At 59.2% G+C, this 25,204-nt stretch carries 29 protein-coding genes; 12 read left to right on the forward strand and 17 right to left on the reverse strand.

All coding sequences use genetic code 11. The features are described 5' to 3' along the window. Positions 1-2: 2 nt before the first annotated feature. From ACR3FB_RS09650 to ACR3FB_RS09665, 4 genes are all read right to left on the reverse strand, one after another. On the reverse strand, positions 3-404 hold the full coding sequence (locus ACR3FB_RS09650; RefSeq protein WP_480564278.1) for a DUF1499 domain-containing protein: 402 nt from the start codon (positions 402-404) through the stop codon (positions 3-5). Positions 405-469: 65 nt separating this feature from the next. Beyond that, complete coding sequence (speB, locus tag ACR3FB_RS09655) at positions 470-1,417, reverse strand: agmatinase (protein ID WP_480564275.1); 948 nt, start codon at positions 1,415-1,417, stop codon at positions 470-472. 89 nt (positions 1,418-1,506) lie between these two features. Continuing rightward, positions 1,507-2,481 carry an agmatinase gene (speB, locus tag ACR3FB_RS09660; protein ID WP_170483447.1) on the reverse strand — a complete coding sequence of 325 codons (975 nt, stop codon included), beginning with the start codon at positions 2,479-2,481 and terminating at the stop codon, positions 1,507-1,509. A gap of 11 nt (positions 2,482-2,492) precedes the next feature. Next, complete coding sequence (locus ACR3FB_RS09665) at positions 2,493-3,656, reverse strand: M20 aminoacylase family protein (RefSeq protein WP_480564272.1); 1,164 nt, start codon at positions 3,654-3,656, stop codon at positions 2,493-2,495. A 66-nt stretch (positions 3,657-3,722) separates the two neighbouring features. On the opposite strand from ACR3FB_RS09665, the gene mazG reads away from it, so the two are divergent. The 3 genes from mazG to ACR3FB_RS09680 all read left to right on the forward strand — a co-directional run bounded on the left by mazG (position 3,723) and on the right by ACR3FB_RS09680 (position 6,016). Further along, positions 3,723-4,568, forward strand: a complete 846-nt coding sequence (mazG, locus tag ACR3FB_RS09670; protein WP_480564269.1) for a nucleoside triphosphate pyrophosphohydrolase — start codon at positions 3,723-3,725, stop codon at positions 4,566-4,568. 63 nt (positions 4,569-4,631) lie between these two features. After that, complete coding sequence (locus ACR3FB_RS09675; protein ID WP_480564266.1) at positions 4,632-5,570, forward strand: nucleoside hydrolase; 939 nt, start codon at positions 4,632-4,634, stop codon at positions 5,568-5,570. Beyond that, the gene (locus ACR3FB_RS09680) at positions 5,567-6,016 is read left to right on the forward strand and encodes a GNAT family N-acetyltransferase (RefSeq protein WP_170659736.1); all 450 of its coding nucleotides are present in this window, start codon (positions 5,567-5,569) and stop codon (positions 6,014-6,016) included. Before ACR3FB_RS09675 ends, ACR3FB_RS09680 begins: the two co-directional genes overlap by 4 nt. Here the strand turns inward: ACR3FB_RS09680 and ACR3FB_RS09685 are convergent. From ACR3FB_RS09685 to ACR3FB_RS09705, 5 genes are all read right to left on the reverse strand, one after another. Then, positions 6,013-6,183 (reverse strand): hypothetical protein, encoded by a 171-nt coding sequence (locus ACR3FB_RS09685; protein ID WP_480564263.1) that lies wholly within the window; start codon positions 6,181-6,183, stop codon positions 6,013-6,015. The two genes, ACR3FB_RS09680 and ACR3FB_RS09685, sit on opposite strands and share 4 nt — an antisense overlap. Positions 6,184-6,404: 221 nt before the next feature. Beyond that, positions 6,405-7,682 carry a phosphopyruvate hydratase gene (gene eno / locus ACR3FB_RS09690; RefSeq protein ID WP_480564261.1) on the reverse strand — a complete coding sequence of 426 codons (1,278 nt, stop codon included), beginning with the start codon at positions 7,680-7,682 and terminating at the stop codon, positions 6,405-6,407. Positions 7,683-7,818: 136 nt separating this feature from the next. Further along, complete coding sequence (locus tag ACR3FB_RS09695; protein WP_480564258.1) at positions 7,819-8,703, reverse strand: DMT family transporter; 885 nt, start codon at positions 8,701-8,703, stop codon at positions 7,819-7,821. 140 nt (positions 8,704-8,843) lie between these two features. Beyond that, on the reverse strand, positions 8,844-9,257 hold the full coding sequence (locus ACR3FB_RS09700; protein ID WP_170373928.1) for a Fur family transcriptional regulator: 414 nt from the start codon (positions 9,255-9,257) through the stop codon (positions 8,844-8,846). A gap of 83 nt (positions 9,258-9,340) precedes the next feature. Then, positions 9,341-10,045: an endonuclease/exonuclease/phosphatase family protein gene (locus ACR3FB_RS09705; protein ID WP_170676235.1), complete on the reverse strand. Its 705-nt coding sequence runs from the start codon at positions 10,043-10,045 to the stop codon at positions 9,341-9,343. Positions 10,046-10,202: 157 nt separating this feature from the next. On the opposite strand from ACR3FB_RS09705, the gene ACR3FB_RS09710 reads away from it, so the two are divergent. After that, entirely contained in the window at positions 10,203-11,120 is a 918-nt protein-coding gene (locus ACR3FB_RS09710; RefSeq protein WP_480564255.1) for an adenylate/guanylate cyclase domain-containing protein, read from the forward strand. On the opposite strand, the gene ACR3FB_RS09715 is transcribed toward ACR3FB_RS09710, so the two are convergent. After that, positions 11,096-12,514, reverse strand: a complete 1,419-nt coding sequence (locus ACR3FB_RS09715; RefSeq protein WP_480564252.1) for a protein adenylyltransferase SelO — start codon at positions 12,512-12,514, stop codon at positions 11,096-11,098. The two genes, ACR3FB_RS09710 and ACR3FB_RS09715, sit on opposite strands and share 25 nt — an antisense overlap. Positions 12,515-12,601: 87 nt before the next feature. On the opposite strand from ACR3FB_RS09715, the gene ACR3FB_RS09720 reads away from it, so the two are divergent. Next, on the forward strand, positions 12,602-13,024 hold the full coding sequence (locus tag ACR3FB_RS09720) for a cupin domain-containing protein (protein ID WP_480564249.1): 423 nt from the start codon (positions 12,602-12,604) through the stop codon (positions 13,022-13,024). Positions 13,025-13,115: 91 nt separating this feature from the next. Here ACR3FB_RS09720 and ACR3FB_RS09725 read toward each other — a convergent pair whose 3' ends face one another. The 3 genes from ACR3FB_RS09725 to ACR3FB_RS09735 form a co-directional block, all read right to left on the reverse strand. Beyond that, positions 13,116-13,577 (reverse strand): hypothetical protein, encoded by a 462-nt coding sequence (locus ACR3FB_RS09725; RefSeq protein ID WP_480564246.1) that lies wholly within the window; start codon positions 13,575-13,577, stop codon positions 13,116-13,118. 10 nt (positions 13,578-13,587) lie between these two features. Beyond that, positions 13,588-13,869, reverse strand: coding sequence for a hypothetical protein (locus ACR3FB_RS09730; protein WP_480564244.1), 282 nt, complete (start codon positions 13,867-13,869; stop codon positions 13,588-13,590). A gap of 84 nt (positions 13,870-13,953) precedes the next feature. Next, complete coding sequence (locus tag ACR3FB_RS09735; protein WP_480564241.1) at positions 13,954-15,090, reverse strand: anhydro-N-acetylmuramic acid kinase; 1,137 nt, start codon at positions 15,088-15,090, stop codon at positions 13,954-13,956. Positions 15,091-15,320: 230 nt separating this feature from the next. On the opposite strand from ACR3FB_RS09735, the gene tyrS reads away from it, so the two are divergent. Both tyrS and ACR3FB_RS09745 read left to right on the forward strand, forming a co-directional pair. Continuing rightward, the gene (tyrS, locus tag ACR3FB_RS09740) at positions 15,321-16,571 is read left to right on the forward strand and encodes a tyrosine--tRNA ligase (RefSeq protein ID WP_480564238.1); all 1,251 of its coding nucleotides are present in this window, start codon (positions 15,321-15,323) and stop codon (positions 16,569-16,571) included. Between the two features lie 109 nt (positions 16,572-16,680). Further along, complete coding sequence (locus ACR3FB_RS09745) at positions 16,681-17,442, forward strand: DNA/RNA non-specific endonuclease (RefSeq protein WP_480564235.1); 762 nt, start codon at positions 16,681-16,683, stop codon at positions 17,440-17,442. Positions 17,443-17,542: 100 nt separating this feature from the next. Here ACR3FB_RS09745 and ACR3FB_RS09750 read toward each other — a convergent pair whose 3' ends face one another. Further along, positions 17,543-18,295, reverse strand: coding sequence for a hypothetical protein (locus tag ACR3FB_RS09750; protein ID WP_480564232.1), 753 nt, complete (start codon positions 18,293-18,295; stop codon positions 17,543-17,545). A gap of 199 nt (positions 18,296-18,494) precedes the next feature. Between ACR3FB_RS09750 and ACR3FB_RS09755 the strand changes: the two genes are divergently transcribed. Beyond that, the gene (locus tag ACR3FB_RS09755; RefSeq protein ID WP_170638478.1) at positions 18,495-19,250 is read left to right on the forward strand and encodes a 3-hydroxyacyl-CoA dehydrogenase; all 756 of its coding nucleotides are present in this window, start codon (positions 18,495-18,497) and stop codon (positions 19,248-19,250) included. Positions 19,251-19,260: 10 nt separating this feature from the next. Next, positions 19,261-19,815, forward strand: a complete 555-nt coding sequence (locus ACR3FB_RS09760; RefSeq protein ID WP_480564230.1) for a sugar O-acetyltransferase — start codon at positions 19,261-19,263, stop codon at positions 19,813-19,815. Between the two features lie 43 nt (positions 19,816-19,858). Here the strand turns inward: ACR3FB_RS09760 and ACR3FB_RS09765 are convergent, their stop codons facing one another. The 3 genes from ACR3FB_RS09765 to ACR3FB_RS09775 form a co-directional block, all read right to left on the reverse strand. After that, complete coding sequence (locus ACR3FB_RS09765) at positions 19,859-21,667, reverse strand: ABC-F family ATP-binding cassette domain-containing protein (protein ID WP_480564227.1); 1,809 nt, start codon at positions 21,665-21,667, stop codon at positions 19,859-19,861. A 68-nt stretch (positions 21,668-21,735) separates the two neighbouring features. Beyond that, positions 21,736-22,470, reverse strand: coding sequence for a GNAT family N-acetyltransferase (locus ACR3FB_RS09770; protein WP_480564224.1), 735 nt, complete (start codon positions 22,468-22,470; stop codon positions 21,736-21,738). Positions 22,471-22,570: 100 nt separating this feature from the next. Then, a complete protein-coding gene (locus tag ACR3FB_RS09775) occupies positions 22,571-23,047 on the reverse strand; it encodes an outer membrane protein assembly factor BamE (protein ID WP_425082948.1) in 477 nt (158 codons plus the stop codon). An 84-nt stretch (positions 23,048-23,131) separates the two neighbouring features. Here ACR3FB_RS09775 and ACR3FB_RS09780 point away from each other — a divergent pair, with 84 nt between their 5' ends. From ACR3FB_RS09780 to plsX, 3 genes are all read left to right on the forward strand, one after another. Further along, positions 23,132-23,668, forward strand: a complete 537-nt coding sequence (locus ACR3FB_RS09780) for a YceD family protein (protein WP_480564221.1) — start codon at positions 23,132-23,134, stop codon at positions 23,666-23,668. Between the two features lie 204 nt (positions 23,669-23,872). After that, entirely contained in the window at positions 23,873-24,079 is a 207-nt protein-coding gene (gene rpmF / locus ACR3FB_RS09785; RefSeq protein ID WP_008756996.1) for a 50S ribosomal protein L32, read from the forward strand. A 24-nt stretch (positions 24,080-24,103) separates the two neighbouring features. Beyond that, a complete protein-coding gene (plsX, locus tag ACR3FB_RS09790; RefSeq protein ID WP_170548168.1) occupies positions 24,104-25,192 on the forward strand; it encodes a phosphate acyltransferase PlsX in 1,089 nt (362 codons plus the stop codon). The last annotated feature ends 12 nt before the right edge of the window (positions 25,193-25,204 follow it).

A 25,204-nucleotide genomic window follows, 5' to 3' on the forward strand; every position in this document is an offset into this window, starting at 1 on the left:
GCCTACATCTGCGCCAGCCACCCATCAACGCGGGCCTTGTTCACCCCGAAATCCTTGCGGCCAAAGCGCAAGCGGCCATGGATGCGCAGCACGTCTCCGTCCTGCTGGACTGTGGTGTAGTCGGGGAAGCCGATGATCTTGGTGCGGGTGATATAGGTGATCCGCCCCTCACCCACCGACCCAGCCAGAACGGTTGTACGCGGCGCGTTGCGGGCAATGGCATCCAGCCTCGCCAACCCCTCTGGCCCTGTTTCGACCACGCGCAGTACGCCGCCTTGCAGATCCTGGTTGGTCTCGGCCTGCGGGGCAACGTGCCAGTCCGCCGGATCGGAGGGCGCAAGCCGGATATAGGCCCCCAGCGCGATCACCAGACCAACAACACCCAAAATCAGCATGCGTTTCATTCCGTTCCTGTCCTTTTCCTGAACCCTATGCGGAACAGACGCCGTTTCAAGGCGAACCCGGCCAACTACCGTGACGTTACACCGGGCAGGATGCACAGAAGCTCGAACAGAAGGTTGGCCGCCGTCAGCGCCGTGTTCCCAGACGGGTCGTAGGGCGGAGACACCTCCACCAGATCGCAGCCCACCACGTTCACCCCTTGCAACGCGTGGATCAGTTGCAAGGCTTGCGGGGTTGTCAGCCCTCCGATCTCGGGCGTGCCGGTGCCGGGGGCATAGGCCGGGTCCAGACTATCTATGTCATAGGTGATATAGACCGGGTGATCGCCGACCGTCTTGCGGATTTGCGAACCGATCTGCGTGAGGTTCTGCTGCCACAACTCCCACGCGGGGAATTGCTGAAAGCCCCAGCCTTGCGCCTCGGTAAAGTCGGTTGAGGCATAGCCCGAGCCGCGAATGCCTATCTGAAAGGTCTTGTCGGGAACGATCAGCTTTTCCTCATAGGCGCGGCGGAAGACGGTGCCGTGGGTCTCACGCTCGCCAAACATCTCGTCGTTTACATCTGCATGGGCATCCACATGCACAAGAGCGACCGGCCCGTGTTTCGTGGCAATCGCACGCAGGATCGGCAGGGTGATGGAGTGATCTCCGCCCATCGCCACAGGGACCACATTCTGCGCGAGGATACCGTCATAGCTGTCCTTGATGATCTTGAGGCTTTCCGACAACGAAAACGTATTGATCGCCAGATCGCCGATATCCGCAATCTGCAACGTATCGAACGGGGCTGCCGATGTAGCCATGTTGTAGGGCCGGATCATCGCGCTTTCGCTGCGGATTTGCTTGGGTCCGAACCGCGTGCCCGACCGCCACGAGGTACCGATATCCATCGGTATCCCCAACAGCGCCACATCCAGCCCAGCCAGCGAGGTCGCCTGCGGCAGCCGCATAAACGTGTTCGGCCCGGAGAACCGCGCCAGATCATTGCCGCTGATAGGTTGATTGTATTCAGTCATGTGCGGTTGTTTCCCATCCCATCAGATCACGTGTCTCAGCTCATAGCGGAAACTTGGCTAACCATTGGTTAACGCGCTTCGATCCCCGTTTACTTTTTCTCGGCCATCAGCCGGTTCCACCCAAGCAGACAGATGATTTGCGTGGCCACATGCGCGCCTGCAATCGCCGTTGCTCCTGAGGTGTCATAGGGCGGAGAGACCTCGACCACATCTCCGCCCTTGATGTTGATCCCGGCGATGTCGCGCAGAATGATTTGCGCCTGAATCGAGGACAAACCGCCCCAAACCGGCGTGCCGGTCCCCGGCGCAAAGGCCGGGTCCAACCCGTCGATATCGAAGCTCAGATACACAGGACGGTCGCCGAGAATGGATTTGATCTTCTGCGCCACGGCAGCGGGGCCGGATTCGTAGACCTCGCGCGCGTCGATGATATTGACGCCCAGCGTATCCTCGTTGCTGGTGCGGATACCAACCTGAACCGAGCGTTTCGGGTCCACGATCCCCGATTTCACCGCCTTGTAAAACATGGTCCCGTGATCGACGCGGGACATATCATCATCGGCCCAGGTGTCCGTATGCGCATCGAATTGCAGCAGCGACATGGGCCCGAATTTCTCGGCATAGGCTTTCAGGATCGGAAAGCTGATATAGTGATCCCCGCCCAAGGTGACCGAGGCCACGTCAGCCGCCAGAATCGTGCGGATATGATCGGTCAGCGTGTCCGGAAAGGCCGGGATATTGGCGTAGTCATAGGCCATATCGCCATAGTCGACGATCGCCAGCTCGCTCAGCGCGTCAAAGGGCCAACCATAGGGGGCATCGGGGGATTGCAAGGCGCTTGCCTCGCGGATCGCGCGGGGGCCCAGCCTTGTGCCGGGGCGGTTCGTTACCGCTTGGTCAAAGGGTACGCCGGTGACAGCGATATCGACGCCCTTCAGATCCTTGGTGTAAAGCCGCCGTAGGAACGAGGTCGCGCCGCCGAAAGTGTTCTCATAGGACAGGCCCTTGAGGTCGGGGTTGGTAAAGGCCTCATCGACCTGATGCTTTGCGTCTTCCAGTGCCATGTCTTGTCCCCTCAGCCCAGCGGCTGCGCCTTTTCCACGATCCGGGCAAAGAACGAAGCCCCGACCGGCGCGATATCATCGTTGAAGTTGTATTTCGGGTGGTGCAGCCCGGCGCCCTCACCCTGACCCAGAAACAGATAAGCCCCAGGGCGCGCCTGTAGCATGTATGAGAAATCCTCGGCCCCCATGTCGCGGCCCATATTGTCGACAACGCGGTCCTCGCCTGAGACCTCGCGCGCCACATCTGCAGCAAAGGCTGTTTTCTCAGCGTCATTGATCGTCGCCGGATACCCGATCTGATAGTCTAGCGTCGCCTCAACCCCGTATGAGGCCGACTGCCCGGCCACGATCTGCTCCATCCGCTCGATCACCATCTTCTGAACAGTTGGATCAAACGTGCGAACAGTGCCGTTAAGATAGGCGGTATCCGGGATCACATTGTTCACCGTCCCGGCGTGAATCTGCGTGACGGAGATCACCAGATCCTGCACCGCATAGTGGTTCCGGCTGACAATCGTCTGGATCGCCTGCGCAATCCCGCAGGCTGCCATCACTGGATCCTTTGTCTGGTGCGGCAGCGCTCCGTGGCCGCCCTGCCCTTGCACGTGGATCTCGAACGTATCCACAGCGGCCATCAGAGGCCCGGCGGTCGTGTAGAAGGCCCCCTCGGGGTTTCCCGGATCATTGTGAATGCCATAGACCTGAGAGATATCGAACCGGTCCATGATGCCTTCCTGCACCATCACATCCGCGCCACCGCCTTCTTCTTCGGCCGGTTGAAAGATCAGCGCCACGCGGCCCGAGAAATTCCGCGTCTCGGCCAGATAGCGCGCAGCCCCCAACAGCATCGTGGTATGGCCGTCATGCCCACAGGCATGCATCTTGCCGGGGTTCTTCGAGGCGTATTCAACGCCCGTCTCCTCGGGGATCGGCAGCGCGTCCATATCGGCCCGCAACCCGATGGTCGGGCCCTCGCCCTGTCCGTTGATGATCGCCACGATCCCGGTTTTGGCAATGCCTTCGTGCAGCTCATCCACCCCGAACTCGCGCAGACGCTCAGCTACGAAAGCGGCTGTCTCGTAGCATTCGAACTCCAGTTCAGGGATCGTGTGCAAGTGCTGGCGCCACTTGGCCATATCGGCGGCAAAATCGGCAATTCGGTTGACGACGGGCATCTGGGGTGGACTCCTGATCGGGACTGCGGAATGGATGCATCTGACACTGGAACGAAAGGGTTCGCAATGGCTGAAAATCCTCTGATCCATGACAGTGATGCGGGTATCGAGCGCCTGCTGGAAATCATGCGCCGCTTGCGCGACCCGCAAAGCGGGTGTCCGTGGGACATCGAACAGGATTTTGCCACCATCGCCCCCTACACGATCGAGGAAGCCTATGAGGTCGCCGACGCCATCGAAAGGCAGGCCTATGACGAGCTGAAAGGAGAACTGGGCGACCTTCTCTTCCAATCCGTATTCCACGCGCAAATGGCTGAGGAAGCGGGGCATTTCACCTTTCAGGATGTGGTCCGCACCATGTCGGACAAGATGGTCAGTCGGCACCCTCATGTGTTCGGCGACGAATCTCGTGAAAAATCCGCCGACCAGCAAACCAAAGATTGGGAGACCATCAAGGCTGCCGAACGCGCGGGAAAAGAACAGAAAGGTGCGCTCGACGGAGTGGCCGCCAACCTGCCCGCCCTGCTGCGGGCGCATAAGCTGCAGAAACGGGCCGCGCGTGTGGGATTCGACTGGCCCGATACCAGCCATGTCCTCGCCAAGATCACCGAAGAAGCCGCCGAATTGGAGGAAGCGCGTAACGCCAAGGACGCCGACGCGCTTGAGGACGAATTCGGCGATCTGCTCTTTGTGATGGTCAATCTCGGTCGACATCTGGGGATCGAACCCGAGGCCGCCCTGCGCCGCACCAACGCCAAGTTCACCCGCCGCTTTGAACAGGTCGAAGCTCGTCTGGCCGCGCGCGGCAAAACCCCTGCACAAAGCGATCTGGCCGAGATGGACGCGCTCTGGGATGAGGTGAAGACCGAGGAACATCGCGCCAATGGCAAACTCCCGCCAGTTGGGGCCTGAAACAGGTGGACAAGTCGCGTGACACTTGCGACTGTCCGACCTTCACGCCCCCCGGAGACTCCAATGCCCCGCAAGATCATCATCGACACCGACCCCGGTCAGGACGACGCCGTCGCCATTCTTCTGGCGCTCGCCAGCCCCGAAGAGATCGAGGTTCTGGGTATCACTGCCGTCGCCGGAAATGTGCCGCTTGAACTGACCGCCAAGAACGCGCGGATTGTGTGCGAATTGGCAGGTCACACTGATATCCCCGTCTACGCCGGATGCGATCGCCCCTTGAACCGGCCTTTGGTCACCGCTGAACATGTGCACGGTAAAACTGGGCTCGACGGGCCTGTGCTTCCCGATCCCGAAATGCCTTTGGCCGAGGGCCACGCGGTTGATTTCATCATCGACACCCTGCGTGCGCATGAGCCTGGGACAGTCACGCTCTGCCCGCTAGGGCCACTGACAAACATCGCGACCGCCTTCCAGAAGGCCCCCGATATCGTCGGCCGGGTGCAGGAAATCGTGCTGATGGGCGGTGCCTATTTCGAGGTCGGGAACATCACACCAGCCGCAGAGTTCAATATCTATGTCGACCCGGAAGCTGCTGATATTGTGTTTAAATCTGGCACTCATATTGTCGTAATGCCTCTTGATGTGACCCATGACGCTTTGGTTACACCGCATCGCAATGACGCATTCAGATCGCTGGATAGTAAGGTCGGTCATGCAGTTGCCGAAATGACCGATTTCTTCGAGCGCTTTGACAAGGAAAAGTACGGCTCAGAGGGCGCACCTTTGCACGATCCCTGCGTTACCGCCTATTTGATTCGACCAGAACTGTTCTCGGGTCGTCACATAAATGTTGAGATCGAAACCAAGTCAGAATTGACGCTGGGTATGACAGTCGCTGACTGGTGGCGTGTAACAGACCGAAAACCGAATGCTATGTTCATGGGCGACGTAGACGCCCAAGGATTCTTCACCCTCCTCACGGAAAGGCTGGCCCGCCTATGACCGCCGCTTTAAGACTGGCTCGCCCTGAAGATCTGGACCGCCTGATGGGGCTGGTCTCTGCGTTCCATGCCGAACAAGGGATCGCACAGGACGCCGACCAACGGCGCGAGGCACTGATGCCTTTGCTTGAGGGGATTCCCCATGGCTGCATCTACCTGATCGGCCCAGGCCGCGCGCCTTTGGGCTATATAATCCTGACCTTCGGCTGGTCGGTTGAATTCGGAGGCATGGATGGGTTCGTGGACGAAATCTACATCCGCCCCGCCGTTCGTGGCCGAGGTATCGCAACCGAGGTCCTACTTGAATTGCCTAAAGCCTTGGCCGAGGCCGGGCTGACGGCCCTGCACCTAGAAGTTGACCGCACGCATGAGGCGACGCAGAAACTATATCTGCGCACCGGCTTCAAACCACGCGAGCGCTACATGCTGATGAGCAAAGCGCTCTAGCGCGACTCGCCCTGGAAAACTAAGCCTTTGTCATAATACATCTCCTGCACCGGGTCATTGGATGAGACCTCTTGCCCCGTGATCGGGTAGGTCCCCGGTCCTGCACAGGCTGCCAAAAAAACAGTGCTGAAAACTGTCGCTACGAGAAGGAATTTCGAACCAGTCATGGTGTGCTCCTTTCTGTAATGACTTCAGTATAGAACACGAAACCGTGAGCGCTGTGTGATTAAGTTCACACATAACATCCGTTAAACCGCTAAATACCTGCAAATAAGGCGAATTCTCCTAGCCAGAGGAATTGACGGTCGCAACAGTCTTTTTGCTATCAAAAAAGGCCCTCTTTCCGGGGAAAGAGAGCCTTTGGATGTGTTTAGAATCGAGTTTCGGATCACCGTTTCAGGATCGATGCTCCGGCATATTCCGCAACTTCACCCAGCGATTCTTCGATACGGATCAGCTGGTTATACTTGGCCAACCGGTCCGAGCGCGCCAGCGAGCCGGTCTTGATCTGACCGCAATTGGTCGCCACGGCCAGATCGGCAATGGTGGAGTCCTCGGTCTCGCCTGAGCGATGCGACATCACGTTGGTATAACGCGCGCGGTGGGCCATATCGACGGCGCGTAGTGTCTCGGTCAGCGATCCGATTTGGTTCACCTTGACCAACATCGAGTTGGCGCAGCCACGCTCGATCCCTTCGGCCAGACGTTCCGGGTTGGTCACGAAAAGGTCGTCGCCAACCAGCTGCACCTTGTCACCGATGGCATCAGTCAGAGCTTTCCAACCATCCCAGTCGTCTTCGGACATCCCGTCTTCGATCGATATGATCGGATAGTCTTTGACCAGGGTCGCCAGATACTCGGCGTTTTCCTCTGAGGTCAGCGAGATATTCTCACCCGCCAGCACATATTTGCCGTCCTTGAAGTATTCGGTCGCGGCGCAATCCAGGGCGAGGTGAATTTCCTCGCCCGGCTTGTAGCCCGCTTTTTCGACCGCCTGCAGGATGAAATCCAATGCCTCACGGGTCGATGCGATGTTGGGGGCAAAGCCGCCTTCGTCGCCCACTCCGGTGGCCAGACCGGCAGCCGACAGCTCACGCTTGAGTGTGTGGAACACCTCGGAGCCCATGCGAACCGCCTCGCGAATATTCGCGGCCGAGGTCGGCATGATCATGAATTCCTGAATGTCGATCGGGTTGTCGGCGTGCTCGCCCCCGTTGATGATGTTCATCATCGGAACCGGCAGGACGCGGGCCGAAGTACCACCGACATAGCGATACAAGGGTTGCGTGGTGAAATCCGCCGCCGCCTTGGCCGTCGCAAGCGAAACACCCAGAATAGCGTTTGCGCCCAAACGACCCTTGTTCTCGGTCCCGTCCAACTCGATCATCGCCTGGTCGATGGCGACCTGTTCGGTCGCGTCAAAGCCTACCAGCTCCTCGGCGATCTCGCCGTTGACGGCGGCAACGGCCTCGAGCACGCCCTTGCCCATGTAACGCGACATGTCACCGTCGCGCTTTTCGACCGCCTCGTAGGCGCCGGTGGAAGCACCCGAGGGCACAGCCGCGCGGCCCATTGTGCCGTCTTCCAGAATCACGTCGACCTCGACCGTCGGGTTGCCCCGGCTGTCCAGGATTTCGCGTGCGTGAATGTCGATGATGGTACTCATGAGGGCGGTCCCTGTGGCTGCATTCCGTTGCACGCGTCATAGCAGCACGGAACCAAAAGTAAACCATTTCCGTTATCGCTAACACTTATATTCTCGGCCCTTTAGGGCTAACAGCGTCATGTTTGCGCCAACAGGGTTACGCCGCGGCCAAGGCCATTTCGCGCGCCAATTTGCGTTCGCGTAGAAAGGTATACAGGCCCGAGCCGATGATAAGGGACGCCCCGGCCAGTGTCATCAGGTCCGGACGTTCCCCAAAGACCAGGACACCCGCAAGGATCGAAAACAGAAGCCGCGTGTAGCGAAACGGCGTGACGGCCGAGGCTTCGCCGACGCGCATTGCGATCACGATCGCATAGTAGCCCAGAACACCGAAAAAGGCCGCTCCGGCAAAAGGCCAAACCTCAGCGCTTTGCATGGTTTCCAGTGGATGGCCGCTCATGATCATCAAGGTCGCGCCGCCCACAGCCAAGGCTAGATAGGCCTGTAGGGACACCACCGCCGACGAGACCTTACTGTCCAATCGCCGTGTAATCAGATCGCGGGCCGCCACGCCAATAACCGCAGCCACCACATAGAGGGATTCCGGGCGGAAACCTTCAAGCCCGGGTCGGATGATCATCAGCACCCCTATGAAACCAACGCCAATCGCGCTCCAGCGTCGCCAACCGACTTGTTCACCCAAAAACAGCGCCGCCCCCATGGTGACCGCTAGAGGCATTGCCTGAAACACGGCCGCCACGGTCGAAAGGTCCACAAGGGCCAGCGCCGTCACAAAGGCTACCGCAGCGACGGCTTCGGACATAGCGCGGATCATTGGTAAAAGCTGCCACGCCTCGGGTACAAAAATCCGTTTGCGGGTCGAGATGGCCATGACCAGAAATACGACAGAACAAACCAGCCCCAGCATGACCAGAATCTGGCCAGGCATTATTGATGACGTCAGCTGCTTGATGAAGACATCCTCAAGCGTGAAAGCCGCCATAGACGCAATGACCAGCAAAATGCCGTTGACGTTGTTCATGGGTCTGTCCGTAAAGAAACGGGCGGCACCAATTGCCGCCTTCTCGCTTCAGAAAAACCGTATGTATTGCGTTAAATCAAGACCTATCACATCGCGAGCGATGAATTGTCTTGTTGCCACCCATCGCGTTTGGTGATGGATCACTCGGGCTTGATGGGAACGCCATACAGCTCCAGCCGATGTCCTTTGAGACGGTAACCCAACTTTTCCGCGATCTTTTCCTGCAGCGCTTCGATCTCGGGGTCGACGAATTCGATCACTTCCCCCGATTGCATGTCGATCAGGTGATCATGGTGATCCCTCTCGGCATCTTCATAACGGGCGCGGCCATCGCCGAATTCCAGACGCTCCAGAATGCCAGCCTCTTCGAATAGTTTCACCGTGCGGTAGACCGTTGCGATCGAGATACCCGAATCCAAAGCTGACGCGCGGGCATAGAGTTCTTCGACATCCGGGTGGTCCGCGCTCTCTTCAAGAACCTGCGCAATAGTGCGCCGCTGGCCGGTCATGCGAAGGCCTTTGGCCTCACAGCGCGAAATGATCGTATCCGGCATGATGCCCCTCAGAAACTACTCGGGTGTCTGTCTTAGTATTTCCATACGCGCCGCGCCACAAGAATTCGACATGCCTGCGCAGATCATCCTTCAAGGCGCAGATCGGCCCAGATCGGCAAATGGTCCGAGGCGATATGGGCCGGGCGATCCTCATGCACGCCATGCGCATGCACCTCGACCCCCTGCCCAAGGGCAATCCGGTCCAAGGCGCCTAAGGGCTGGGCTGCAGGAAAGCTGGGGAGCGGAGGCAGAAACCGCATCTCAGGCACGAGGTTATCGAGCACAGGTGAGCGCGACCATTCGTTGAAATCTCCGGCCCAGACCGTCGGCATATCCTCCAGATCCGCGCCGAATTGGCGTATATGGGTGATCTGCCGGCGACGCGAGGCAGACAGCAGCCCCAGGTGCATACCCATCACCCGAAGCGGCCCGATGGGGGTATCGAACTCAACCCGTACCGCGCCGCGCGGCTCGAACCCCGGCAATTCGTGATGCCCAGTCTGACGGACCGAGATCGCATCACCCCGCCAGATCACCGCATTTCCGTGCCATCCCAAACTGCCCGCCCCGCCCAGATCGACGATCTGCCATCCGGCCTCATCTAACATGAACTGAGGAAGCGCGGCAGGCCTAGGCGGCAAGCGTTTGTCAGCCTCCTGCAACACGACGATATCGGCGCGCATTCCTTCGAGAACCTGAAGAATACGCTGTGGCTGACGCCGGAGATCAAGGCCGACACATTTCTGGATATTGTAGCTGGCAAGCCGCAGAACTGAGGGTATTTTCATATCGCTTTTCAGAATCAACGGCACCGATTTGGGACCTTTGGAATGGGCACGCTGTTGCAATTCTCAGCGCGTTCCCTCAAAGGTTTATGAGCATTACATTAAATAAGTTTACACGAAATCAAGCGGGGTTAAACTGCCGCAAAAAGGAAACTCGCCCTTGGACGTTGAATCCACATTCGCCACGATGATCATTGCCGATATCGTGGGCAGTACGCCGCTCTACAAGGCGGTGGGCGATGACGAAGCCCAGCGCCTGATCCAACTTGAAATTGACCGGTTGCGCTCGGTGCTGCAGGAGTTTGGCGGCATTCCGGTCGGGCAAAAGGGCGACGATGTTCTCAGCTATTTCGAGAACCCAAGCGCGGCCTACAATGCAGCCCTGAAGCTGATCGAGCCTTCAACTCATACACCGCTGTCGGTCCATGTGGGCGTGCATTGCGGCCCCATCGTGATTGGCAAGCGCGGCATCTATGGCGAGGCCGTCAACGTGACGGCCCGCTTTGCAACCGCAGCCAATCCGGGCGAGGCCTGTTTCAGCCAGGGGATCGCCGTTTTGCTGCCCACCGAGCTTCGGAGCACGCTTACACCACTGGGCCAGCTTAGCCTTAAGGGGCTTACCGAGGCGCAGACAGCATATTCGCTGATCCACCCCGAGTCTGACTCGATCATGCAGACAAGGCTGCCACAGAATTTCGGCCGTACGGAGGAAAATTGGCAACCACGTGAGGGCCTCACGCTGATCCTTCGCCATGAGGATCGTGTCTGGCGCTGTCTTGGCAACGGAGAATTCAAGATTGGCCGCGCGCCCGATTGCGATGTGGTCCTGCCTCAGCCCTGGATCTCGCGCCTGCATGCGGTCCTTGCCATGAAAGCAGGCAAGCTGATCCTGACAGATCGCAGCACCTCGGGGACCTACGTGAAATCAGAATCTGGGCGCGAAATCCAACTGAAACGGGAATCGGTCATGCTGGCCGATAGTGGCCTGATCTCACCTACCTTGCCCATAGACATGTCCGAGACTTGCCTGCAATTCGAGCTTCTAGGCCGCAATCAGGTTCCGCAGAACGTGGCGTGAACCACCTCATTTGCACCGGGGGGCCGTGTTAGGTCAGCATTCCCGGGCTGATCTTCAAAGGGGCGGGACAACACATCGTTCAAACGATGGAACGGCGCATAGTCCCCGTTCACCGCAGCTTCGATCATTTGCTCAACACGATGGTTGCGCGGGATGAAGGCCGGGTTTGTAGCTGACATCACTCCTAGCGGGTCCGCTTCACGCGAGATGCGGGTCTGCCAACCCTCAGACCAGCTATCAAAGGCCTCAGGATTTGTGAACTGATCCCGCGCGGTCTCACCGCCCAGCGCCCGGAAGGTGTTGGTGAAATCCGCCTGCTCTTCCGCCATACGCTTCAACAGGTCGGTGATCAGCCCAAGATCGCCATCCTCCTCGCGCGTCAAACCCAGCTTGGCACGGAAGCGGCTCAACCACTCCTGCTGGAGCAAATCGGGCATGGCGTGTACGATCTCGGTCGCCTCTTCGACACCGTCCTGAGGGTCATCGATTTGCTGGATCAAGGCCGTCGCCAGTTGCGCCAGATTCCACACCGCGATTTCGGGCTGGTTGGAATAGGCATAGCGCCCCATCCTGTCGATCGAGCTGAAAACCGTATTCGGATGATAGCTGTCCATAAAGGCGCAAGGACCATAGTCGATGGTCTCCCCCGCGATCGAGGAATTGTCTGTATTCATCACACCGTGAATGAAGCCAACGCTCATCCACGCCGCGATCAGCTTTGCCTGCGCATCGCGAACCCCCCGCAACAGGCCCATTGGCCCCTCGGCCTCTGGGTAGTGGCGCTGGATGGCGTAGTCGGTCAGTTGCTTGAGGCTATCGACCTGCCTGCGCCCAGCAAAGACCTGAAATGTTCCAACGCGCAAATGGCTCTGCGCCACACGGGTCAGAACCGCCCCAGGCATCGGCCCTTCGCGATAAACGGCTTCCCCCGTTTCAACGGCCGCCAGAGCCCGTGTGGTCGGAATGCCCAGCGCATGCATCGCTTCTGAGACCACATATTCCCGCAAAACCGGCCCCAGCCATGCCCGCCCATCGCCTTGCCGCGAATAAGGTGTCCGGCCCGAGCCCTTCAGCTGAATGTCGCGGCGTATCCCGTCTTCGCCCACAGTCTCTCCCAGCAAAACCGCACGACCGTCGCCAAGCTGAGGATTATAAGTCCCGAACTGGTGCCCCGAATAAAGCTGCGCCAAAGGCTCTGCCCCGTCGGGCACCGTATTGCCCGCAAAGGCTTGCGCCATCTCCGTGACATCTCCGTGGGAGATGCGCAAAATCCGCGCCAACCCCTCGTTGAACGCAATCAACTGAGGCTCTTTCACAGGGACCGGAGACTGCCGCGTGTAAAAGGCATCCGGCAAACGGGCGTAGGAGTTATCAAAGGGGATTGTAAGGGTCATGGCGCAAACATATGACCTTAGGCGATGATTGCCATAGCGGATCGTGCGAACCCATGCATAATCGCGCAAAAACCCAAAGGGCCAAACATGACCGCGCAAGAGATCATCGACCACCTGAACCTGCAAAAACACCCCGAAGGCGGCTGGTACCGCGAGACATGGCGCGCGCAAAACGAAGGCCGTGCCACGGGCACTTGCATCTATTTCCTGCTAGAGGCCGAGGAATCCAGCCACTGGCACCGCGTCGATGCGACCGAGATCTGGCTTTACCATGCAGGCGCGCCTCTGGTGCTATCGATCAGTGAAACCGACCAAGGCCCCTCCACCGATCACCTTCTCACCCCCAACCTGTCCCAAGGCGCACCGCAACTGATTGTTCCTGAAAACCACTGGCAAGCCGCCCGAACGACCGGAGACTATACTCTGGTCAGCTGCACCGTCTCTCCCGGTTTCGAATTCGAATGCTTCGACCTCGCCGCCCCCAGTTTCGACATCCCTCGCAGCCGATAGCAATTGGGGATCCAAACTTCATCTGGCTACAAATACCTCGGGGGAGTCACGCAAAGCGCGGCGGGGGCAGAGCCCCCAACCCCGCACCCACCTATTTCTCCGCCCGGTTCTTCAAAAGAGCAGTCAACAAAGGCACCAGCAACGCTGGTAAAGAGCCCAACGGGTTTGCCCCAATGCTCTTCACCGCCTGAACCACCTCACGTGCTTCAGTGGCCATCTCTTCCATCTCGTCTTCAACGTCTGCAATCGCCATATCGCGAACTTCCACCGCCGGGGCGATTTCATCCTCGACATTGGTCCGCCGCGCAAACAGAACCAGCAGCGCCGCTAAAACCAGGTTCCCGGCCGCCAATAGGCCAGCCGCACCGGCGGAAGACATCAACGTTTCCAGCGCGAAAAAGATGGCAACATTCAACGCGACAAGACCGGCCAGCGCCGCGATACCCGCCAACACCATCAGGATTGTCTGTTGCTGCATGACCGCAAGACGACGACGCGCAATCAGGCGCTCCGTGCGATAGATCGTTACAAGATTTCTGCTAAGTCTGCTCATCTCACCCTCTCTACCTGCTGGCCCGACCGACCACGTACCCAAGCGAGAACGCAATCAGCAGAACTGTAATCGGATAGTCCTTCTGCAAACGGCCAAACTCGGCAACGACATCCTCACCCATGGCCTCAGCCCCGGATAGATCAACCCCATGTTCTTTCAGCAATCGCCGAATCTCATCGCTTGTCTTGGTCGAGGTCTTCTCTTCAGAACCCGCCTCAGCGCTCTCCTCCAGCTTCGCGTTACGAGCACGCAACGCCTCAAGTTCGGCTTCCAGTTCCGCTTTCGTCGCCATGAAACAAGACCTTTGTTGAAACAAGTTTACACAAGCGTTGCACATTTGTGTCCGCTTTTGAACCACTTGGTCCGAGTTTCCAGCTTAGCTGGCCTGGTCCACCGAGACACGGCTGACAATGCCACCGCCCACCAGGGCCTGCACCCCCGTCGTTCCAGGGCATGAGGTCGGCAAACCTCGCGCCACGCGGACCGCCAGATAGGCGAAGGCCTGCGCTTCCAGCATATCGCCGTCCAGCCCCACGGCCTCGACCGGCTCAACCGGGCAATCCAACGAGACGCGCAGCATCTCCATCAGAACGGGGTTGTGCCGCCCGCCGCCGGTCACCAACACGCGCGCCGGAGGTTTCGGGCAATGCTGCATACCCTGCGCCACACCCGCCGCGCACATCGCGGTCAGAGTGGCAACCGCATCTGCGTCGCACAACTCCTGCACCAGACGCACCATCTCGGCAAAGTCGTTTCGGTCCAAGGATTTGGGCGGCATGCGCGCAAAGAATGGCTCGGCCAAAAACAGCTCCAGCGCACCGGTTTCCACGGAGCCGCCGCGGGCTACTGCGCCATCGCGATCCATCGGTAGGCCCAGGCGAGCTTGCATCAGATCATCCACAGGCGCATTTGCCGGGCCGGTGTCAAAAGCCAGCAACGCCCCCGGTGCCTCAGGGCCATCAAAGGACGGGTCTACATAGGTCAAGTTGCCGACACCGCCGAGGTTCAGGAAACACAGCGGCTCCTGCGCATCGATCCATTTGGCACAAGCGAAATGGAAGAACGGGGCCAGAGGCGCGCCTTCGCCCCCCAAAGCCACATCGTCACTGCGGAAGTCCCATACAACCGGTAAACCCAACGCCTGCGCCAGACCGACGCCGTCGCCCACCTGCAAGGTGCCGCGCCCGCGCGGCTCATGCGCAAGGGTCTGGCCGTGAAAGCCGATCAAATCCACATCTTCAAATTCAGACAGGGCCTCAGCATGGGCCACCGTCACCAACTCGCCCGCGACCTCGACATCGGGGCCTTGCCATTGCCCCAAGGCGGCCCGGATCACCGCGCGTTCGGCCTCGGAATAGGCGCGATAGCCGGTTTCACCAAAGCTGAGGATCCGGTGACCATCGGTTTCGACCACAGCGGCATCCACGCCATCCATTGACGTTCCGGACATCGCCCCAAGCGCCCGGATCGGCCCTTGTATCTTGTTGGACTGCCGCACGGCTGCCTCCTGCATGTATCAGTCGCCACACTTGCATTCTGGACAATCAGAGCGTGCAACGGCGCCAACCTGCCCCGCCCGCGGCAGACAAGGCAAGCGCCTTGCGCCCAAGCTGCAAAGAATTCTGCCCCGAGCGCCCTGTTTGCGACGCTGGCCCGAGGTCTTTTTCAGCGCAAAAGGCACCTTCCCCTTCCCTACGCCGCCGCCTATACAGTGCCCCGCAACAGTAACCCCGAGGGCACGATATGACCTACCACCCCAAATCGGATTTCATCGCCACGATGATCGAGCGCGGCTTCCTCGCCGACTGCACCGATTATCAAGGCCTTGACGACGCTCTGATCGACGGGGTTCAGACGGCTTATATCGGCTATGACGCTACAGCGCAGTCGCTGCATGTGGGTCACCTGATGAACATCATGGTGCTGCGTTGGCTGCAAAAGACCGGCCACAAGCCGATCACCCTGATGGGCGGCGGCACCACCAAGGTGGGCGACCCCTCGTTCCGGTCGGATGAACGTCCCCTGCTGGGGCCCGAACAGATCGACGCCAATATCGCGGGCATGAAGCAGGTGTTCTCGAAATACCTGTCTTACGATGACAGCGAGACCGGCGCGCTGATGCTGAACAATGCCGAGTGGTTAGACAGCCTGAACTACCTCGATTTCCTGCGCGATATCGGGCGGCATTTCTCGGTCAACCGGATGCTGTCCTTCGAGTCCGTGAAATCCCGGCTGGACCGCGAGCAATCGCTGAGCTTCCTCGAATTCAACTACATGATCCTTCAGGCCTATGACTTCCTTGAGCTGAACCGCCGCTATGGCTGCGTTCTGCAAATGGGCGGTTCGGATCAGTGGGGCAATATCGTCAACGGTATCGACCTGACCCGCCGCGTCTTGGATCAGGAAATCTACGGCCTGACGACACCTCTGCTGACCACCAGCGACGGCCGCAAGATGGGCAAATCGCAGGGCGGTGCGATCTGGCTGAACGGCGATATGCTATCGCCGTATGAGTTCTGGCAGTTCTGGCGCAACACCACCGACGCCGATGTGGGCCGCTTCCTTAAGATCTTCACCGAGCTTCCGGCCGATGAGTGCGACCGCATGGGCGCGTTGCAGGGATCCGAGATAAACGAGGCCAAAATTCGCCTCGCCAATGAGGTCACGACCCTTCTACATGGTGCCGAAGCCGCTGCCACAGCCGAGGCCACGGCCCGCGAAGTGTTCGAAAAAGGCGGCGTGGGAGGAGACCTTCCAACCCTCACGCTCAGCGCGGATGAGCTGGGTGAAGGCATGTCGATCGTGCAGTTGATCGTGAAATCCGGTCTGGCCAAGTCCGGCAAAGAAGCCAAGCGCCTGATCTCGGAAAACGGTGCCAAGCTGGACGACGCGCCGCTGACGGATGCAGGCCTGATGATTGACGCAGGCGCGTTGTCCTCTCCGATCAAACTGAGCGCGGGAAAGAAGCGCCACGCGCTGGTTCAGCTGGGCTGATCTTTCTCGTTTCCGGGCGCAAACACCTGCGCCCGGAGCGCCTTATTTCGTTGAAGCCCAAATCTATGCTAAACTGCTGACTATTGAAGCGTTTTAGTATGATTTGAACATGGTAGTTGCGAACAAATTCACATCTTCCCGCCGCGCCGACGTTGTCTTTGAAGGCGAAAAATTCTCAACCGGCGCAGACGAAGTCACCTGCATCCTGACAACAGACAGTTTGAAGCAAAAGGGAAGCTCTCCGGCTACCGGCCATTGCGCGATTGTCGAGCGGTTCAACTCGCGCTGGGATGTAAAAGACCTGATTGATCTGGCTGCGGTGCAAAAGGCCCTATCCAGTAAGTCGACGCTCCAAAAGCTTGCCAAGGCAAATTCGGTCGACAAGATTTTGGAGCTTCTGGCGCTGACAGAAATTCAGATGCTGTCCGACTACTCGGAACTGCAGGCACAGACATACATCAAAGGCCATATCCTAAGCGAAAAACTTGGTGGTCCCGGCACCAATGTTAATCTGACGCCCATGTCTGCCAGCTCGAACTCGACCTACTACAGCGCCTTTGAATCCAAACTGATCAAGAGCTTGCAGGATTTCAAAAAAGAAGAGAAAGCCTCGGGTTATCGGGTCCGCGTCCGGTTTCATGCAAAGTGCAGCGGCGGCATGAAACCTTGGTGGAGCAGTGCGTCAAAGGAAACCTCGCGCATGTTGAGCAAACTGCCGAGAACCCTGAAAGCAAGCTGGCGGGTCGACAGTTTTTTCAAAGACGGCAAACCAGGCGAGCGGATCGCAAAGTCTAAATTACCGGCATCGGCAGCAAAGAAGATGCCTAAAGCGAGTGGCGCTCAACCGGTGACCTACGCGCTGGCGCTGTAGATTGCCAAGCTGGCGCTGGCTGCAACCGGGGATTAATTTGCTGGCGTAAGGCGCCGAATTTGGCGACCTACACAAAGTTCAGGCACCGCGTCACGATGGGCTACTTCTTGCCCTTTCCTCCGCCGTTCTTGCCGCCACCCTTACCGTCGCCGCCTTTGCCACCACCGCCTTTGCCGTCGCCGCTGCTTCCTCCATTTCCGTTACCGCCGCCGCCGTTTCCGGAGCCGCCGCCCTGTCCATTGTTGCCGCCACCGTTACCGGTGCCCGGCCCTGAACCTCCGTTGTTGCCACCACCGTTTCCGGGGTTTCCGCCATTTCCATTGCCGTTGCCCGGGCCTCCGTTGTTGCCGCCATTGCCACCGTTACCGGGGCCGTCACCGCCGCCACCATTACCGGGGCCATCGCCGCCGTTACCCGGTCCATCGCCGCCGCCATCTCCGGGACCATCGCCCCCATCACCGGGGCCGTCATCGCCGCCTGGACCACCGTCACCTGCCGGACCGCCTCCGCCGACGTTGCCCGGACCGTTGGAAGATCTGTCTTCACCCCGATTTGAAGCCACCCGCACACTCGCCGTCGGCAAATCGGTCAGCAACGTTGCCAATCCCGGGCATTGCGCACCTGTTACGCTGAGGGTGGTTTCGAAATCGGACCGCCTCTGCAGACGCTCCAGAAAGCTCGGCGTAACCTGCGCGCAATCACACAAACCCGCATAGTCTCCGGCATTGGCGAGGTCGCGCGCTTTTTTCCAGTTGCAGGTTTCCGGCGCGGCTGCTGCGCTTCCGACCATGAACACCCCGACAAACGGCGCAATCGCAAGCGCGCCAAGTTTTTGCTTCGTACTCTTTAACATTTCAGCACCTCCTGACGAAAAAACACCCGACCGCGTCAGGTTGTTCATTCACGAGTTGGCGATCTTCCGTGAAGCCGATCTGAAAGGTTTCTGAGGATTTCTTCAGAACCCAACGCGGGGTCCAAAGCCAAACCTATAGACAGGACGCGGCTAAACTGTTTATTGAACATATGTTCATTAACCCGCGAGGAGGCCCATCATGAACCTGTCCGACACCGCAGCCATCATCACCGGCGGTGCGTCCGGTTTGGGCGAAGCCACCGCCCGGTACTTTGCCGCGCAAGGCGCTCAGGTCACGCTGCTGGATCGCGATGCCGACCGAGGCGCGAAGGTCGCCGCCGAGATCGGAGGGCATTTCAATGAGACCGATGTAACCCAAGAAGCGTCGGTCGCAGCAGCGGTCGGGCTGGCCACGGATAAAATGGGCAAGATCACCGCTGCCGTGAATTGCGCCGGTATTGCGGACGGTATCAAGACCGTCGGGCGCGACGGCCCGCACCCTTTGGACGCGTTCCAGCGCACCATCGACATCAATCTGGTGGGCAGTTTCAATGTCGCCCGTTTGGCTGCGGCTCAAATGGCCTTGAATGAACCCGATGCAGACGGGGCCCGTGGAGTCATCATCAACACCGCTTCTATCGCGGCGTTCGACGGGCAAAAGGGTCAGGCGGCCTATGCGGCTTCAAAAGGCGGCGTGGTTGGTATGACCCTACCTATGGCACGCGATCTGGCCTCAACCGGTATCCGGGTGATGACCATCGCGCCCGGAATCTTCATGACGCCCATGCTGGCCGGTCTGCCGGAAGAGGTGCAAGCCCAATTGGCCGCCGACGTCCCGAACCCACCCCGCTTGGGGGACCCGAAGGAATACGGACGCCTCGCCGCCTTCATCGTCGAGATGGGATATCTGAACGGAGAGGTCATCCGCATCGACGGCGCTCTAAGGATGCGCTAACCCTAAAAACATGAGCGAGCGACAGAAAATGGCGGCAGGTGCGTGGTACACCTGCCTCGATCCGGAACTGGAAGACTTGCGCCAGACCGCCCGTCGCGCCGTTTACGCCCACAACACAAGCCAACCCGATGATCGCGGCCCGATCGCGCCCGAGCTGCGTACGCTTTTCGCCGAGACTGGGCATATGTGTTTCATCGAAGCCCCGTTTCATTGCGCCTATGGATTCAACCTCTCTCTGGGCGATCGCGTCTATTTTAACGCGGGCTGTACCGTACTGGATACCGCATCGGTGAGGATCGGAAGCGACACCATGCTGGGACCTAACGTCCAGATCTACTGCGCCGAACACGCCAAAGACCCCGCCCTGCGCGCAAACGGTCTTGAAATCGCACATCCGGTCACGATCGGCGAGAATGTTTGGATTGGCGGCGGAGCTATAATCCTGCCTGGTGTCTCAATCGGTGACCGGGCCATTGTCGGCGCGGGCAGCGTCGTGACCAAATCTGTCCCACCCGATGAAACCGTCGTTGGTAACCCTGCACGTCCGATCCGGGGTCTCGCATAAAACGACCCTCAAAGTCTGAGGAAAACGGGTTCCGGGTCGTTTGCTACCCGCCTTCGGCCTTTTCCTCCAGCATCAGCCACTCTTCCTCGGAGGCCGACAGTTTTTCCTGCCGTTCGACTAGCGCTTCGGTGGCTTTCTGGAACTTGACCGGCTCACGCGTGAACAGATCGGGGTCGGCCATCAGCTCTTCCAGCTTGGCAATCTCGGCCTCCAGCCGCGCGATCTCGGCCGGGAGTTTCTCCAACCGGTGTTTTTCCGAGAAGGACAGGCCTAGTTTCGGCTTGACCTCTTGCTTCACCTTTGGCTTGGAAGCTTTTGTTTTCTCTTCTTTCTTAGGGGCAAGATCACCCCGCTGAGCGATATAATCCGACCACCCGCCCGCGTAGACGGTCGCGCGGCCATTGCCCTCCATCGCGATGGTTGTGGTGGCAACGCGGTCCAGAAAGTCCCGGTCGTGGCTGACTAGCAGAACCGTGCCGTCATAGTCGTCCAACAGCTCTTGCAACAGGTCCAGAGTTTCCACATCCAGATCGTTGGTCGGTTCGTCCAGCACCAGCAGGTTCGACGGTTTCGCCATCAGCTTCGCCAACAGCAAACGCGCTTTTTCCCCGCCAGACAGGGACTTAACAGCCGCTCTTGCCTGGCGTTCATCGAACAGAAACTCTTTGAGGTAACCCACAACATGCTTGGGCTGCCCGCCAACCATGACCTGATCGGCCTTGCCCGACACGCGCATCTCTGGATCGCCGGTCAGGCTGTCCCACAGGCTCATCTCAGGGTCCAACTGCGCGCGGGTCTGGTCGAACACCGCGATCTCAAGGTTGGTGCCCAGCGTCACAGAGCCTTCATCCGGGGTCTCCTGCCCCAGCAGCATCTTCAATAGAGTGGTTTTGCCCACCCCGTTCGGTCCAACAAAAGCAACCCGATCGCCGCGCTGCGCCAAGAGATCAAAACTGCGCACGATCTGCTTGTCGCCATAGGCTTTCGACAAAGCCTTGGCCTCGATCACCTTGCGGCCGGACTTCGGGCCCGCTTCGAGTGACATCGCCGCCGAGCCCTGACGTTTGATCTGCGCCGCCTTCTCGGCCCTCAAGGCCTGCAACGCGCGCACCCGCCCTTGGTTGCGCTTACGTCGCGCGCTGATCCCTTCGACCGCCCATTTCGCCTCAGACTTGATCAGGCGGTTCAACTTGTGACGCTGCTGATCTTCCTCTTCCCAGACCTTGTCGCGCCAAGTCTCGAACGCCTCAAACCCCTGCTCCTGCCGCCGCACCATGCCGCGATCAATCCATAGGGTCGCGCGGGTCAACGCCCGCAGAAACGCGCGGTCGTGCGAGATCAGCACATAGGCAGCCCGCGTCGCGCCCAATTCGCGCTCGAGCCAAGCGATGGCTTCGATGTCCAGATGGTTGGTCGGCTCGTCCAACAACATCAGGTCCGGCGCTTCGGCCATCAGCTTGGCCAAGGCCGCCCGCCTCCGTTCCCCGCCCGAAGCGGTCTCAACGGGGCGCGATGGGTCGAATTTCAACCCCTCACCCGCGCGTTCGACCTTGTACAGCTCGCCCGGCTCCAACCCGCTTGAGGCATAATCGCCCAGCGTCGCGAACCCCTCCATCCCCGGGTCCTGCTCCATATAGCCAACGGATTTACCGGGAGGCACAACGATCTCGCCCTGATCCGCCTCAACCAGCCCCGCCATCACCTTCATCAAGGTGGACTTACCCGAGCCGTTGCGCCCCACTAGCGCTACTCGATCACCCGGCTGGACCACCAGATCCAAACCGGAAAACACCGGATCACCCCCGAAGGTCAGGGAAATACCAGACATCTGCAACAAAGGAATTCTCGCCATGCCCGCCAGCTAAACCGGCCAGCCTGATGCGTCAACGCCCCGGCTTCACCTTTTCAAAAATACTCGATTCACCCGGCCACCGCCCGCAACAAGCGTTTGCGGGCTGGAGGAATCGCACCGATCTCTAACCCGGTGAAAACGTGCAACGTGTTCATATGCCGATCCACCACCGCGTGATCGCTGACCCAGCCGCCCATCATCAGATAGGTGCGCAGCAAGGGCGGCATCCGTAGCATCGCTTTTTTGACGTCCGGCCTGCGCCGCAGCTTGGACGCAAACCGAAACACATCCGGTGCCTTCACCTGCGGCAGCCAGCGTTTCGGGGCCAAATGACGGTGTTTGAGCATCGCAAACGCATCCAGATACTCGGCCGTCTCGGTCCCTGCGAATGAGGAACATCCAAACAGCATCTCGATCCGGTTCCGGTCCACATAGGCCGTCATCGCGCCCCACGCCACACGCAGGATGTCCGGGTCTGTCCGGTCGGGGTGGATACAGAACCGCCCCATCTCGACCATACGGCCCGAGAATCCTTCGAGGCTGGACAGATCGTAAAACTGCGCCGAGTAGCTGCGTCCGATCTCAGCACCGCTCTCCATGGTCAGCATGCGGAAACAACATAACAGAGCGCCCTCGTCCTGCAGGTCTTCGACCAGAACATGGGCGCAAACGGGATCGAACGCGTCAGCATCCAATGCGCCGGTGCCAAACGCCCGCGTTCGGAGCGCCTGCGCCGCCGCCAGATCTTCGTCACTCTGCGCCAGACGTGCCCGAAAGCGCCCTTTGCTCAACAACACAGCCATGACCGCATCCTCCGCCCTTGCCGACCGGATTTCAACCTTATGGCTCTGCTATCACGGCAGATGTGACCGCCTTGTGAAGACGACACGACAGTCCTGTGACTCAGTTCGAAGCGCCCGGAATGTTGGCTGGGTTGAAGTTGCCGATATTTCCAAGCAGCTGACGTAGGAAGCCGGTGTTCTGGACACTGGATTCGGTCACGCGCCGTTCAAGGGTCACGACGACACCGTCTTCAAGGCCGAACTTCTCGATATTGCTGACGACGCCGCGCTGGTCAAAGCTGATGGCAACCAACTCGCGCGAGACAACCTCGGGCCTTTTGGGGCCGTAAAAGCGTACGCGAGAGGCGACGTAGTAATAGCCCGAATCTTGCACAACGCCGGAAATGCCGGGCGCGCCGATGGCTTCGGCCACGGTGTCGCGGGTATCGACGCCCACTTTGATCTCGGCCAGATCTTCGGCAGGCGGAATATAGCCGTGATTCTTGAAGGTCGGCGTACAGGCCGCAATCGCAGCCAGACAGGCAATAAAGACGAGCGATTTCGCTGCTCGTTTCACCTTGTTTACACCCATCACCATATACACCCTCTTGCCTTGATCCGTAGCGGCCCCTATCCGCTTACAGAAACCGATGCCCCGGTTCAACACAGGAAAGGGTCACGAATGAGCAACATGACATCTCTGCGGGTGGCCGACCTGCCCCAAAACACGCCAACATCCTTCGAGTTGCGCCCAAACGCGACGGAACTGGACAACATCAAAGCCGAGCTTGACCTGCTGGGTCTTCGCAAGCTCAGCTTTGTCGGCCAAGTTGAGGCCGAAGGAAAAAAGGACTGGGTCCTCACCGCCAAACTGGGCGCAACAGTCGTGCAACCCTGTGTCGTGACGCTGGAACCGGTGACCACACGCATTGACGTCCCCGTCACCCGCACTTTTCTGGCCGATTGGGCAGACCCCGAGGACGAGGAGTTCGAAATCCCCGAAGGCGACGAAACCGAAGCCCTTGGCACCGAAATTGACCCCACACAGGTGATGATCGAGGCGCTGTCGCTGGCCCTCCCCCTTTATCCACGCAAGGAGGGTGCGGAACTGGAGCAGGCCGACTATACAGAGCCGGGTAAACAGGCGATGACGGACGAAGATGCCAAACCCTTCGCCGGACTGGCAGGTTTGCGCGATGCGCTGAAAAAAGACGAGTGACAGGGCAGAGATTTCCTGTCATAGCAAGCGGTCAGAAAAATCGCTTGAACATGTAGAGAATCGCAGTATTTTCGCGCGCTCATCGGATTTAGGGTTGGACAACGTGGGGCATGTACCCTAAACGCGCGTCAAACCACGATAAACGAAATATGAAACCCGGTCGGCGGCGATTCTGCTGACCCTCAGTAGACAAAGGTTGAGACCATGGCCGTCCAACAGAACAAAGTTTCCAAGTCGCGTCGCAACAACCGCCGCGCACACGACGCTCTGGTTGCTGCAAACCCGAACGAATGCCCGAACTGCGGCGAGCTGAAGCGCCCGCACCACGTTTGCGCATCCTGCGGCCACTATGACGACCGCGAAGTCGTCGCTCAGGCCGACGAAATCGACCTGGACGAAGACGCAGCCTAAGCCTGATCGAGCGCAAGCCTTCGCATGACGGAACAACCCACGCACGCCGGACGGATCATCATTTCCGTTGATGCCATGGGGGGGGACGATGGTCCCGTAGCTGTTGTTGCAGGTTTGGCGCAATCGGCGAAGAAGAACCCCGATATCGGGTTTCTGCTGCACGGTCCCGAAGACAAGCTGCGCAAGCTCGTAGCGAAACGGCGCGTCCTTGATGGGCGCGTCGATTTTCGTGATTGTCCTGACGTCGTCACGATGGAGGACAAGCCCAGCCAGGTTGTGCGCAACGGCAAACAGACCTCGATGTGGTCCACGCTTGAGGCCGTGCGTCAGGGTGATGCCCATGGCGCGGTATCCTGTGGCAACACCGGCGCGTTGATGGCGCTGTCGATGATGCGTCTGCGCAAACTGCCGGGTGTCAGCCGCCCGGCGATTGCGATTCTGTGGCCCTCACGCAACCCTCAGGGGTTCAACGTGATGTTGGATGTAGGCGCCGATGTGCGCGCCGACGCCAAGGATCTGCTGCAATATGCGCTGATGGGCGCCTCTTACGCCCGCAACGGCATGGCGCTGCAACGCCCTCGGATCGGGCTTCTGAATGTCGGTACCGAGGAACACAAAGGTCGGGCAGAGCTTAAAGAAGCGCATGCCATGATTACTGACTTCGCCGAATCCGCGAATTTTGATTTCGTGGGCTTTGTCGAAGGCAGCGATATTCCCGGCGACAAGGCAGATGTCATTGTGACCGATGGGTTTACCGGCAATGTCGCGATCAAAACCGGCGAAGGCACGGCCAGCCTGATCGGCGATCTTCTGCGCGAAGCATTCAAATACACACCCCTCTCGCGGCTTGCGTCGGTGTTGGCGATCACCTCGCTGAATCGCCTGAAAAAACGCATCGATCCGCGTCGGGTGAACGGAGGCGTTTTCCTGGGGCTGAACGGAACTGTGGTGAAATCCCACGGCGGCGCGGACGCGACCGGAGTGTCAGCCGCAGTCAAGCTGGCCTTCACGCTGGCCCAATCAGGTTTTGCCGAAAAATTGGCAGCACGGGTTGCATCAACGGCCCAGCTTGCACAAGATGCCGCGCATGCCGCGCCGCAGGCGGAAAAATAACAAAGAAGGCAG

Source organism: Ruegeria sp. AO1 (assembly GCF_056535985.1).